Origin of the sequence: Paenibacillus ihbetae (assembly GCF_002741055.1) — a bacterium.
Classification (GTDB): domain Bacteria; phylum Bacillota; class Bacilli; order Paenibacillales; family Paenibacillaceae; genus Paenibacillus_AQ; species Paenibacillus_AQ ihbetae.
The window spans coordinates 3,702,461-3,715,439 of record NZ_CP016809.1; the positions used below are offsets into that span (position 1 = coordinate 3,702,461).

Here is a 12,979-nt window from a genome sequence, read left to right on the forward strand (position 1 = left end):
GGCTATTACAGGTATATTTAAGGGAAACACGTTTATACAGGAGATAGACGGAAATTACAGGACGAAAGGTTGATCAACGTGGAGAACCACCGGGGCACCCCCTCCAACTTCATAAAAAATATCATCGCCGAAGATCTGAAGTCCGGCAAGGTGAAGGAGATCGTCACCCGCTTCCCGCCGGAGCCGAACGGTTACCTGCATATCGGACATGCCAAGGCGATCTGGATTAATTTTACGCTGGCCGACGAGTTCGGCGGACGGACCCATCTCCGATTCGACGACACGAATCCGGTGAAGGAAGACATCGAGTACGTCAACTCCATTAAGGAGGATGTAAAATGGCTCGGCTTCGAATGGGAGGAGCTGCGCTTTGCATCGGACTATTTCGAGGAAATGTACAATCGCGCGGTGCTGCTCATTAAGAAAGGGAAGGCATACGTGGACGATCAAACCGCCGAACAAATCCGGAAGACCCGCGGCACGCTTACGGAGCCGGGCCAAAACAGTCCTTACCGCGACCGCAGCGTGGAAGAAAATCTGGAGCTGTTCGAACGGATGCGCCAGGGCGAATTCGGCAACGGCGAGCGGGTGCTGCGCGCCAAGATCGACATGGCCTCGCCGAACATCAATCTGCGCGACCCGGTCATTTACCGCATATCCCACGCGCATCATCACAATACCGGCGACAAGTGGTGCATCTACCCGATGTATGCATTCGCCCATCCGATTGAGGATGCGATTGAAGGAGTCACCCATTCCTTGTGCTCGCTGGAATTTGAGGATCAGCGCCCGTTCTATGATTGGGTGGTCGCCGAGTGCGAGATGGAGTGCACGCCGCGCCAATATGAGTTCGGACGCCTGAACGTTGCCCAGACCGTAACGAGCAAGCGCAAGCTGAAGCAGCTGGTGGACGAGCAGTATGTGGACGGCTGGGACGATCCGCGTATGCCGACTATCTCCGGGCTTCGCCGGCTCGGCTACACGCCGGAGGCGATTCGGAGCTTCGTCTATGAGACCGGGATCTCCAAGGCGTACGGCACGGTGGACCGTCAAATGCTGGAGCACTTCATCCGGGAGGATCTGAAGCTGAAGGCGCCGCGGACGATGGCGGTGCTGGATCCGCTCAAGGTCGTGATCACCAATTACCCGGAAGGTCAGGTGGAATGGCTGGAGGCGGAGAACAACTCGGAAAATCCGGAGATGGGCTCCCGCCAAATTCCGTTCTCCCGTGAGATTTACATCGAACAGGAGGACTTCATGGAGAATCCTCCGAGCAAGTATTTTCGTCTGTTCCCGGGCAACGAGGTCCGTCTGAAGCATGCTTACTTCATCAAATGCAACGACGTCATCAAGGACGAGAACGGGAAGGTCATCGAAATACACTGCACCTATGATCCGGAGACGAAGAGCGGCACCGGCTTTACCGGCCGTAAAGTCAAAGGGACGATCCATTGGGTTGAAGCGAGCCAGGCCGTGCCTGCCGAATTCCGCCTGTATGAGCCGCTGTTCAAGGACGAAGAGGATGAAGCCGAGCCGGAACTGACGCAGGAGGCCATCGGTGAAACGGAGGACAGCACGGAAGCTGCTGCGGAGAAATCCTTCCTTGACGATATTAACCCGAATTCACTTCAGATCGTGCACGGGTTTGTGGAGCCGAATATGAAGGATGCCAAGCCGCAGGATAAATTCCAGTTCTTCCGTCATGGCTACTTCAATGTCGATACGAAATATTCGCAGCCTGGACGTCCGGTATTCAACCGGGTCGTCTCGCTGAAGAGCTCGTTCCAGCTCCCGAAAAGCTAAGCATTTCAGGGAACGGGGATGCAGACCGGTTGCAGCCGGCATGTTAAACTAACAAGATTCGAAGATTCCGCCGTGCGGCGTCTTCGAGTCTTGTCATATACTGCCACTATTCCAGGTTACATCCCATACAAAGGGAAAGTCTTGTCCATGCGCGCATGCGGGTCAGACGACGGAATATTCCTCCTCCGCCTCGTCCAGCTGCTCATCGGGCTGCCGAGGCTGGTACCCGTGCTTGTGCAGATTGTACCACATCCAGCCGAAGCCGATGACGCCGATGATCGCGAGCATCATGCCGGTACGGTACATCGTCTGGGCGCCGAAGTTTTGAAACATCCAGCCGCCGGCGAGACCGCCGACGACGCCGGAAATCCCGCTCCAGCTTAAGGTATAAATCGCTTGTCCGGATGCGCGGTACGGCTTTGGGACGAACAGCATCGTAAGCTGGACGCCGACATAGAAGTAGCCGCCGAAGGTAACGCAGTGAAGCAGCTGGATCAAGGCTACATGAACCGGGCTGCTCGCTTCAGCCATCAGAAGCCAGCGAAGGGCGAAGAGCAGGCTTACGACCGCCAGGCAGCCGACCAGCACATGGATCTTCCGTTTCAAGAACCGGTCCAGGACAAGGAAGATGACCACTTCAAAAACCGAAGAGAAGAAGATGGCCAGCCCCACCGTCTGCGTAGTCCCGCCGAGCTCCAAAATATACAGCGACATGAACGTATTGTTGGCCGTATTCGGGATGGATACCAAGATGCCCAAGACGATAAACCACACAAAATACGAATTCAAGAACAGCTGGCTTAATCCCTTCAGCGTTACTGTAGCAGACCCGGTTGTCTTCTGCACGCCGGGAAGCGTGAAAATGAAGATGGCCGCCACGAACAGCATAATCGAGAAGACGATGGAAATACGACCGGAGCCAAGCTGATCAATGACAGGGCCGGCTGCGATCGCGGTCAGGGCCCAGCCGAGCGAGCCCCATAGCCGGAAAGAGCCGAACTTGTGCCGGGTTCCGTCGATATAGGTCAATATTAGCGTATTGGTCTGCGAGAACATCGGGGTCTGGAAAAAATAAAACAGAATCATGGCCATATAAATCATGGCATACGTATTCGCTTGGAAGACAAAATGAACCAGAAGCAGCGTGCCGGTCATCATAATCAGAAGCACGCGCTTGATGTTCGCTGTCCGGTCGCCCCAGTACCCCCAGAAGGGGTTGGCGAAGATCGAGACGAAGGGAGCTATGGCCATCAGACTGCCGATCTCGATTTTGCTCATGCCGATATCTTGCAAATACAGCTGAAAGAAACCGGTGAAAATGACCATCGTTCCGTAAATGAAGAAGTTGAACAGCTTGAGCGATGTTAGAGAAGGTTGATCTTTATCCATATTCCGCAAGCAGGTCATTCCTTTCAAACCGAATGCATTATGTTTGCGGCATAACCACACCGCTACCTTCTCCAATGTATCACGCATTGAAAAGGGATACAAACCATCTTTTGTTAGATTAACCTTAATTAACTTAATTGCCAATTAGAGGCTTATATAGTCAGCTTGAATTTGAGAAAGGGGGCTGAACATGATGGAGATGAGGGAGTGGAGCCGCAGCAGCCTGTCCGGGCAGGTGGCAGGAATTATTCTTGCAGGCGGGGCTTCCCGCCGGATGGGGGCGAACAAAGCGCTGTTGTCCCTGAACGGGGAAAGCCTGATTGAGCGAACCGTTCGGTGCCTGGAACAAGTGTGCGGGCGAATCCTCCTGTCGGTCAACGATCCGGATTCGTTTCGAAACCTCGGTGTGGAATGCGTGCCGGACCGGTATCCCGGACAAGGGCCGATGGCAGGGATTCATGCTGCCCTGACGGCGTCCGACCGCACATGGAATATAGTCGCAGCATGTGACATGCCGTTCATCAGCCCGGCATTGTTAGGTGCGCTGCTGCGTCTCGCTGAATCTGGGCATGGCCATGGGGACTCTGCGTCAGCCGGGCAGGAAGCGGTTATTCCGGTCATCCAGGGGAGAATGCATCCGCTGCTGGCTTTGTATCGGAAGGAAACGGCGGCCGGTCTCGAGCGAAGACTGCAGGAAGGGCGGCTGCGCATGACGGATTGGATCGAAGAGCTGGATGCCCTGCTTGTGCCGGAGGATCAGCTGGAAGCCTTGATGGGATGCTCCCCGCGCAAAGCCGTATTCAACATGAACCGCCCGGAGGATTATGTGGAGGCTTGCCGTATGGATGCAGAGAATTAGCCGTGCAGAGAATTAAAAGAAGCGAATGAGCCGGTTCCGAAAAAAGGAAGGGGAAAAAGAAGGGGGAGAGGGAAAAGAGGAATAGGGAAAATGAACCTGGTGCTGGATCAACGAGTAGTCTGTACATGGATCCGAAGGCGGCAGCGCAAATCAGGGGAATCAAAGAAAGCGCAGGTCAGGGGAATCAAGGAAAGTGCAGGTCAGGGGAATCAAAGAAAGCGCAGGTCAGAGGAATCAAAGAAAGCCCGGCTGATTGGATATCAGCCGGGCTTTTTGCAAATGTTGAAAGCTTTGACGTGTCATTGGCTCGCCGTCCGATCGTTCCACGCTGAGCATCGAGCATCGTGAGGCAGTCATCGTCGATAAATTTAACGTACGATATTAGCCCCCGATTTGCGACATGCGCCGTACGGTCGGGGTGTGGCTTTGCGTTTTTTTCTCAAGCGCGAGCGCCATCTCGTGGTTGAGGGGCTTGGCGCCGAGGGCCTTGCGGAACAGGTCCGCCACCGCGACCGGATCATCGATGACCCGGCGGACATTGAATTCGTCGGACCAGTACAGGCAGGCCTTGATGTTGCCGTCCGCGGTCAGTCTGAGCCGGTTGCATGAATCGCAGAAATGGTCGCTGACGGGATGAATCAGGCCGAAGGTGCCGACGGCGCCGGCCACCTTCATATTGCGGGACGGGCCGTTGCCGGAAGGACCCTTCTCCTCCCGAACCTCCCAGCCCGCCTCGCTGCACACCTCCTTGACCCGGCTAAGCGGCAGGTAGGAGTCCCGCCATTCCTCCGAGGCATGGCCGATCGGCATGTATTCAATAAACCGGACATGCAGCGGGCGGTCCAGCGTCATGGCGATAAAGTCGCGGATTTCATCCTCGTTGAAGCCCTTCATCAGGACCATGTTCAATTTGATCGGGTCGAGTCCGGCTTCATAAGCGGCCTCGATGCCCTTCAGCACCTTATGCACACTGCCGCCGCGCGTAATTCGGGCGTAGCGCTCCTCCTGGAGCGAATCCAGACTAATGTTGATGCGGGTCAGTCCCGCTTCCTTCAGAAGCTTGGCTTTGGATGGCAGCAGCAATCCGTTTGTAGTAAGAGATATATCTTTAATTCCATCAATGCTCGCAATCATATGGACTAAGGCTTCCAGATCTTTTCGCACCAGCGGCTCGCCGCCGGTCAAGCGAACCTTAGACACACCCATGGGGGCCAGCACGCGCAAGACAGCTGCAATTTCTTCATAACTCATAATCTGATCGTGGGGCTGGAATTCCATTCCTTCCTCCGGCATACAATAGACACAACGCAGATTGCATCGATCGGTGACCGAGATGCGGATATAATCATGGATCCGACCGAAGGAGTCTGTCAGCGGCTCAATCATTGAAATCCCCCTTTAGAGGTTGTTCAAAAAGTCGTCTTTTGATCACGAAGTGAGTCAAGAAGTAACGCGGCATCGAATCTTGAATTCAGCCGGGCCTAAGTCAATGCTTCCGAAGCATGTTTCCCGCGGAAACATTTCAGGTGCTCACGTACCTAAACTAAGCAGATGCTTCCGAAGTCGTTTTCTACGAAAACGTTTAGCTCCACTCCTCACTCCCTAGCTTCATCTAACCTAAAGCGTTTTGAAAAAACGCACTTCGGAAGGATAAGCCTCGGTGCTGAAAAACCGACTTTTTGAACACGTACCTTTAGTTGCATGACATGGTCACATTGTAGCCATTCCCCGAACAGGAGTCAATGAGGGTAAGCCCTGTTTTTCATGGGACAAGCCAGGAGCCGATTTCAAGAGCCTGTGATCCGTCTCACAGAAAGCGTTTACGGTTGCCGGTTATAATGAAGGCGCAGATAACCGCTTTCTCCCCTTGGAAGCAGGAAGTCGCGGCATTCTCATTTTCCGAAAGCTTCCTTAATTTTCCGAAACTTTCGGAAATGATTTCAAATCACTTTCAATAGACAATCATCTAAGCTATACTGTCATGGATATCACATCCAACAAGAGAGGTTACCATTAGGAGGTTCGAAATGGCGATATCACCTGTTCAAACTTTGGAGGTACCTGACGTCTGTCACCGGTGGCTGGAAAACCGGGGGACGGTTTATGAGCTTTTGATCGATTTTATGGGCAATTCGCCCAGCTTGTCTATGATTGCGGAATGGAGCCGCGGAAGCGGGATCGGCAAAGCGGCGGAAGGCACCCAAGGGGGAGCCGACCTGGTGAATTATTTATGCGGCCGATCACCTGAGGAGCTGGTTAAGATCTGCGAGTATGAAGGCACGGAATACCGCCGTTTGCTCGAGCGGAACAAGCAGCGCCCGCTGTCCGAATCGCAGTATACGAAGAGCGGCTGCGTTCGGGACGTTGCCGAGTGTTATGAGACGGTCGGCGTTGCTTTTAACAAACTGCATGGAGAGGCCGACGATCATTTGGCGATTGAGCTGGAATTCATGACAGTGCTTCACGACCGGATGCTGAACAATTGTTATGGCGAGGACGGTTTGCTGAAATTGATGGCCGCCCAGGAACAATTTTTGGAGGAGCATTTGCTGGCATGGGTGCCCTCGCTCTGCGAGGATATGAGGACTTCTACCGATAGCCCGCTTTATCGGGCGTTGTTCCGCTTGCTGGAGGAATTTCTTAAGCAGGACTTACGGATGCTGAAGGTGTGGAGGCAATCCCGTGAGGGGGAGCTTGTACATTAACGAGCGGATATGAAGGATGACGTGAAGGTCTGAATGGCCGCATGGACGTCCCAAAACATGCTATAGAATGAACAAAAGGGCATCATTCAAGTCTTCGCAGACCTGAATGATGCCCTTATTGTTATAGGCGAGCCGTTTATTCGGCTGTTTGTTTCTTGCGGAATTTCATCAGGAACTCATACACGATCGGCACGACGACAAGCGTCAGCAGCGTGGAGCTGATCAGGCCGCCGATCACCGTGATGCCAAGTCCCCGCGAGATAATCCCTGCGCTGTTCTCCCATCCGAACACGAGCGGGAGCAGAGCGCCGATGGTCGCGAGTGCGGTCATCAGGATTGGACGAAGACGGGTCACCCCTGCCTCGAGCAGCGCTTCGCGAGTGCTGAGGCCTTCGCGCTCTTTGTGAATCACGCGGTCAATCAGAACGATCGCGTTGGTAACGACGATACCGATCAGCATCAGCACGCCCATCAGCGAGGATACGTTCAGCGTTTCGCCGGTCACCAGCAAGCCGATAATCGCCCCGATGACGATGAACGGCAGCGAGAACAGAATCGCGAACGGAGCGAGCGCGCCCCCGAACGTGACGACGAGAACGAAATACACGATGGCGATCGCGGCCAGCATGGCGAGTCCCAGCTGCCCGAACGTTTCATTGATCTGTTCCGTGACTCCGCCGAATTGTACGGAGACGCCGTCCGGAATTTCCAGCTTATCGACCTCAGCTTCCAGGCTGCTGGATGCAGTTCCTACGTCATTGGTCAAAATGTCGGCCGTTACAGTCACAACCATTTTACCGTCGATGCGTGTGATTGTGTCCGGAGTCGTCCCTTTCTCCACTTTGGCAACGTCCTTGATCGGTACTTCGATACCAAGCGGGGAGGTTACGGTTTCGTCCTCAATCTCCTTGATGCTCTTGTAAGTGGTGGTGTCGGCTTCGATATAGACATTGTAGGTTTTGTCCTCAATGTTTACCTCAGTCAGCACCGGACGCTCGCGAACAGGGCTGAGCTTCATGGCCAGCTGTCCGGCAGTGAGCCCGAGCGAGCTCAGCTTCTCTTGATCGGCGACGAGCGTGTACTGCTCAAACGCTTCGGACAAGCTCGTCTCTGCATTATCGAAAGTCGCGGTGTCCTTATTGGCGAGCTCTACAATCTGATCGGCCACCGGCTTGATCTGATCCAGGGAATCGCCGAACACGTTCACCGTCAGCTGGTTGCCGCCAAAGCCGCCGGCCATGTCCATATTGGCCCAGGTTCCTTCCGGAACGGCCTTCGTCAAATCTTCAATCAGGGCTGTTTTGACATCCTCAAAGTTCTTGGTATCCGATTCATACATAATATAGAACAATCCCGAATTGGCGGAGCCCATGCCAAGCGGATTGCTGCCGCCGATGGAATACTGCATTTTCTCAACGCCCGGCTGATCCATGATCAGCTTCTCGGCTTTCAGCGCGCGCTGCTCGACATCCTCGAGCAGAACGCCCGGCTCAGGGGAATACGTCACCATTACGTATTTGTCTTCCTGCTCCGGAATGAAGCTGACGCCCAGGAATTTCGTAAGGAACAGGCTGCCGACCAGCAGGATGATCGCCATTAGGAATGTAATGGCCTTATGATTCAAGGACCATCTCAGAATGGAGCGATAGCCTTTGGCGATCGCGCCCGGCTTCTCCGCATGGTCATGCTTGTTCTTCAGCCCCTTGCGGAACAGGCTGTGGGCCATGGCCGGCACGAGCGTGATCGCAACGACGAGAGAAGCCAGCAGCGCGAATACCATCGTCAATGCAAATGGCATGAACAGTTCGCCTACCATACCGCTGACCAACGTCAGCGGCAGGAATACCGCGATCGTTACGATGGTCGAGGACATAATCGGCACGAACATTTCGCGGGTGGCGGCGCTGATGAGCTCCCTGCCAGAAAGCTTCTCGGTGGAAAGCGACATGCGCCGGTATATGTTTTCAATAACAACGATCGAGTCGTCTACAACCCGTCCGATGGCAACGGTCATCGCGCCAAGGGACATCATATTCAGGGTGATATCCATCTGCTGCAAACACAGAATCGCAATCAGCAGGGACAGCGGGATCGAGATGATCGAAATAATCGTCGAACGGATATTGCGAAGGAAGAGCATAATGATCAGGACCGCGAACAATGCCCCGTACAACGCTTTGAAGAGCATCGTATGCACAGAGTCTTCAATCGGCTTGCCTTGGTCGAGCATGATGGTCAGATCCATGTCCGGATACAATTTGCCCAGTTCTTCGGCCTTATCCTTCACCAGGTTGACCACGTCAACGGTGTTGGCATCATTGGACTTGACGATCTGAATGCCGATCGATTCCTTCCCGTTGGTGCGGGAGATCGATTCCGAGGTGCCGATGACGTTAATATCGGCAATTTCGCTCAGCTTCACGGTTGGAATGCCGGCAGGAGCGCCGGTTTGCCCGCCTGGAGCACCCTGACCCTGAGCGCCTGCGGCACCCTGGCTCTGACCTTGGGCACCTGCGGCGCCTTGTCCCTGACCTTGAGCGCCTGCGGCTGCTTGGTCGCCTGCGCCTGTCTGCGTTGCTGCCTGGGCATCCGTGCTGTTCTGTGGAGCTCCTTGGGCGCCTGTCCCTGCTCCGGCCCCTTGACCGGCAGCAGCTCCCGACTGACCAGCGCCGCCTGCGTTCGGAGCCCCTGCTCCCGCGCCGGCTTGCGCACCTGCACCGCCTGGAATAACGGGGATCGCCAAGTTCTTCAGATCATCAATGGTAATGATCCCGCCGTCGATCGCAACGGCTTTTTGCGATTTATCCATCTCGAACATGCCGAGCGGAACGTACAGCGAGGAAGCCTGGACGATCTGCTTCACGGTATCCTCCGTGAGGCCAAGCTTATCCATTTCGTCCTGCTTGAAGTTCAGCTGGACTTCATTGACGTATTGGCCGGCAACCTGGATGGAAGCTACGCCGTCCAGATCCTCGAGAGCAGGCACGATGTCATTCTCGGTAATGCGGGTCAATTCGTCGAGCTTCATGTTATTGCTGTTCGAAATGCTCAGCGAGACCACCGGCATCGAGCTCATGCTGAATTTCGAGATGGTCGGCTTCTGGGCCTCATCCGGCAGCTGAACCTCTTGGATGGCTTCGCGAACGGCCGCTGTAGCATTGTCGAGGTCGGTTCCGTAATCGAATTCGACCATGACGTTTGCCGCATTCTCCATAGAGGTGGAAGTGACGGTCTTTACGCCGTCGATATTCCGGAGGCGCGTCTCCAGCGGCTTGGTGACTTCTTCTACGACACCCTCGGGTGCGGCGCCCGGGTAAACAGCGGTTACGCTAAGGAACGGCACGTTAATATCCGGGATCGTTTCCTGTTTCATCGTCACCCCGCTGTATAGTCCGGCGAAGGTTACGATGATGGTTAACAGCCAGATGGCAAATTTGTTCCGCAGCGAAAAATTAATAATTCCTTTCATGCGTCGGGTTTCTCCCCTCTCCATAACTTATGTCTCTAGCTTTGACCAAACGAATCTTCCTATGTCATTCCGCCAGGTGTTAAGTAGGTTTCCAGTACGGTCGTGATGGTATTCCTCAGCTCTTCATATAAGTCTTCCAGACCTTCAATTCCTTCAAGGTTTCTTAGCATTCCCTTCAGTACCGCCCGGCTCGGCTGGAGGGTAATCAGTTCCTTCTCCATAATCCCGAGGGACTCCAGGGTATCTTGCCGGAGTTCGTGATCCAGCTTCAGCTGCTTCATTTCATTCTTCATCGCCTTGATCACGATAAGCGGGTGACGCGGCGACCGCAGGTCGACCTGACACAGATCCTTCTGACCCAGAACGACCTCCAACGGAATAAGGGGTTTCGGCCGCCGGCGAAGCATGCTTGCCATCACGTCGTCCATCAGCTGAATAAGATGTTCGGCCGTTTGTCCCACATTCAGGTGGAAGTCCGGCATGAACAGGAACCGGATGTAGGTGCCCAGTATACCGCCCATGAGCATGGCGATCTCCATGGTATAGGGCGCGGCTTCCGGCCCGTAGATGACTTGAAGTTTATGGTTAAACCACTGCAATGCCTGCACAATTTCCTGCTGGGCGTTATCCTTGTCAAACGGCGGCTTTCCCGGCACCGTCTGATCGTGGAATTGCTTCAGCAGAAATTCGCGAATCTCCATGAAATGGATGAGCAGCACCTCGGCCTGCTTGCGCAGCTGTTCCCTCGGTTCGAGGAGCGGATCGTTATCCACTCGCAGAATCTCATCCTTAATTCGGCCGATGATATGCTCGTAGATGCTCTTTTCCAATTCCTCTTTGGATTTGAAATGTAAATATAGGCTGCCTTTCGACATCCCGCATACTTCGGCGATCTCCTGCATGGAGGTTTCCGAGGCGCCCTTCGCGGAAAACAGCTGCATCGCAGTGATGAGAATTTGCTGCCTTTTATCTGCCGTTTTATCAGCCAAGCCTGATTTCACCTCGCTTGGGAACTTAAGAGTTCCGTTATTGACCTCGCGGTCATTTCCGATTATAAAGGAAAAAGAACGGCCGTTTCAACTTTCGTGAAAGGCCGTTCTTTTGAAAGATGTTCTACTGGTGCTGCAAAAGGGACTTGCTTCCGCCACATGGGGCTATATCCGCATCACAAGTACTCAAAAGGGACTTGTTTCCGCCGCATGGGGCTATATTCGCCACAAGTACCAAAAAGGGACTTGTTTCCGCCACATGGGGCTATATCCGCATCATAAGTACTCAAAAGGGACTTGTTTCAGCCGCATAAAAGCTACATCCGCTCGCAAGCATCAATGGCTAACCCATGCAACCACCGTACATTTACGAATAAGGAAGTAGCTTAAGTGATCAGCTTCAATCCGACGGCAGAGCACAGAATCATGGCGATGAACAGGATACGCCGCCATTCCTTCGGCTCGCCGAACAGTACCATGCCCGTGACGGTGCTGCCGACCGTCCCGATTCCGGTCCAGATGGCGTAGGCCGTACCCATGGGAATGCTCTCCATGGCAAACGACAGCAGGGAGAAGCTGATTGCAAACGAAGCGAACATCAGCAGCAGATAGATCCAGCCCTTCCGCTGAGACACTCCCTTAATGCCGATCACCCCGCCGATTTCAAGCAATCCTGCACAAATAAGCGCGATCCAGGCCATTATCGGCTCACCTCCCCGTTTTGCTCGGCATTGTCAGTGGTGACCAGCTTTAGTCCGATGACTCCGGCCAGCAGCACTCCGATCAGCAGCACCTTAATCAGCTTAAAAGGTTCGCCGAACAGCAGCATTTCAGTGCCGACCGTTCCAGCCGTGCCGATTCCGGTAAAAACCGCATACACCGTCCCCACAGGGAGCCGTTTAGCGGACTCAATGATCAAAAAGAAACTGGCGACAATCGCCAGAGCGGTTCCTAGCCATTCCCACGTATTTGAAGCGTGCTTTAAGCCGATGACCCACAATATTTCGACCAAGCCGGCCAAAAGTACAAAAACCCAATTTCGATTCATGATGATTCCTCTCCTTTTCTTGACTAAGAAGACTAAGTGCTCCTTTTGCGCGAACGCTAACTTTTATGGACTGTGACTCTACGTGCCCGAGCGTCAGGCCGTTGTTTGATCGGAAATTATCGTTATCTTTCTCTCGACACGCCGGACCAATACACGGGCCATGCGGCTTCAAGCCGCCGAGTGGTGCGGGCTTCCCCGCCGTACAGCATCTCGACGGCAATGCCGTCGAGCAAGGTAAGGTAGGCAATGGCGGCCTGCCTAGGGTGCCGAATGATCCGTCCTTGTACCGGACAGCCGGCGGCTAGAAGCCTCGACAGCTTCTGTTCCTGCTCATCCAGGAACGGATAGACGAGATTCATGACATCGTCATACAGAGCGCTTGGCGGGAAAAAAACCATTCTCAGGAAAAACTTTCTCTCCGCATCCCGTTCGTAAATCTGCTGCCAATCCACCACAAATCCTTTCAGCTGCGCTTCAAGCGGAAGGGAGGCGTGCTCCTCGAAATAGTCTTCGATCCGCTGCTTCTGCCGCTCGAACACATCGGCCAGCACCTGCAGGAACAGGTCCTCTTTACTGGAAAAATGAGCATAGATCGATGGCTTCTTTATTCCGCAATCATCGGCAATATGTTTAAGCGAGGCTCCTTCATAGCCGTCTTGGGCGAAGCGGGCCAGAGCGGACTGTTTTATCTCAGCGGCACTCATCGCAATCCTCCTA

General features: G+C 54.0%; 11 protein-coding genes. 4 read left to right on the forward strand and 7 right to left on the reverse strand.

What is annotated here, in order from left to right; all coding sequences use genetic code 11:
• Positions 1-69: 69 nt before the first annotated feature.
• Complete coding sequence (locus BBD41_RS16380) at positions 70-1,803, forward strand: glutamine--tRNA ligase/YqeY domain fusion protein (RefSeq protein ID WP_077568463.1); 1,734 nt, start codon at positions 70-72, stop codon at positions 1,801-1,803.
• 162 nt (positions 1,804-1,965) lie between these two features.
• Here BBD41_RS16380 and BBD41_RS16385 read toward each other — a convergent pair whose 3' ends face one another.
• A complete protein-coding gene (locus BBD41_RS16385) occupies positions 1,966-3,201 on the reverse strand; it encodes an MFS transporter (RefSeq protein ID WP_418304233.1) in 1,236 nt (411 codons plus the stop codon).
• A 181-nt stretch (positions 3,202-3,382) separates the two neighbouring features.
• Here BBD41_RS16385 and mobA point away from each other — a divergent pair, with 181 nt between their 5' ends.
• Both mobA and BBD41_RS16395 read left to right on the forward strand, forming a co-directional pair.
• The gene (gene mobA, locus BBD41_RS16390) at positions 3,383-4,051 is read left to right on the forward strand and encodes a molybdenum cofactor guanylyltransferase (RefSeq protein WP_077568462.1); all 669 of its coding nucleotides are present in this window, start codon (positions 3,383-3,385) and stop codon (positions 4,049-4,051) included.
• A 125-nt stretch (positions 4,052-4,176) separates the two neighbouring features.
• Complete coding sequence (locus BBD41_RS16395; RefSeq protein WP_157929312.1) at positions 4,177-4,383, forward strand: hypothetical protein; 207 nt, start codon at positions 4,177-4,179, stop codon at positions 4,381-4,383.
• A gap of 49 nt (positions 4,384-4,432) precedes the next feature.
• On the opposite strand, the gene moaA is transcribed toward BBD41_RS16395, so the two are convergent.
• Entirely contained in the window at positions 4,433-5,437 is a 1,005-nt protein-coding gene (gene moaA, locus BBD41_RS16400) for a GTP 3',8-cyclase MoaA (RefSeq protein WP_099478221.1), read from the reverse strand.
• A 641-nt stretch (positions 5,438-6,078) separates the two neighbouring features.
• On the opposite strand from moaA, the gene BBD41_RS16405 reads away from it, so the two are divergent.
• Positions 6,079-6,756, forward strand: coding sequence for a TorD/DmsD family molecular chaperone (locus BBD41_RS16405; protein ID WP_099478222.1), 678 nt, complete (start codon positions 6,079-6,081; stop codon positions 6,754-6,756).
• A 136-nt stretch (positions 6,757-6,892) separates the two neighbouring features.
• Here BBD41_RS16405 and BBD41_RS16410 read toward each other — a convergent pair whose 3' ends face one another.
• From BBD41_RS16410 to BBD41_RS16430, 5 genes are all read right to left on the reverse strand, one after another.
• Positions 6,893-10,225 carry an efflux RND transporter permease subunit gene (locus BBD41_RS16410; protein WP_099478223.1) on the reverse strand — a complete coding sequence of 1,111 codons (3,333 nt, stop codon included), beginning with the start codon at positions 10,223-10,225 and terminating at the stop codon, positions 6,893-6,895.
• A 59-nt stretch (positions 10,226-10,284) separates the two neighbouring features.
• Positions 10,285-11,214 carry a TetR/AcrR family transcriptional regulator gene (locus BBD41_RS16415; protein ID WP_099478224.1) on the reverse strand — a complete coding sequence of 310 codons (930 nt, stop codon included), beginning with the start codon at positions 11,212-11,214 and terminating at the stop codon, positions 10,285-10,287.
• Positions 11,215-11,600: 386 nt separating this feature from the next.
• A complete protein-coding gene (locus BBD41_RS16420) occupies positions 11,601-11,915 on the reverse strand; it encodes a DMT family transporter (protein ID WP_007128801.1) in 315 nt (104 codons plus the stop codon).
• Complete coding sequence (locus BBD41_RS16425) at positions 11,915-12,262, reverse strand: DMT family transporter (RefSeq protein WP_099478225.1); 348 nt, start codon at positions 12,260-12,262, stop codon at positions 11,915-11,917. The genes BBD41_RS16420 and BBD41_RS16425 overlap by 1 nt, the downstream gene beginning before the upstream one ends.
• A gap of 122 nt (positions 12,263-12,384) precedes the next feature.
• On the reverse strand, positions 12,385-12,966 hold the full coding sequence (locus BBD41_RS16430) for a TetR/AcrR family transcriptional regulator (protein ID WP_028405655.1): 582 nt from the start codon (positions 12,964-12,966) through the stop codon (positions 12,385-12,387).
• Positions 12,967-12,979: the final 13 nt, after the last annotated feature.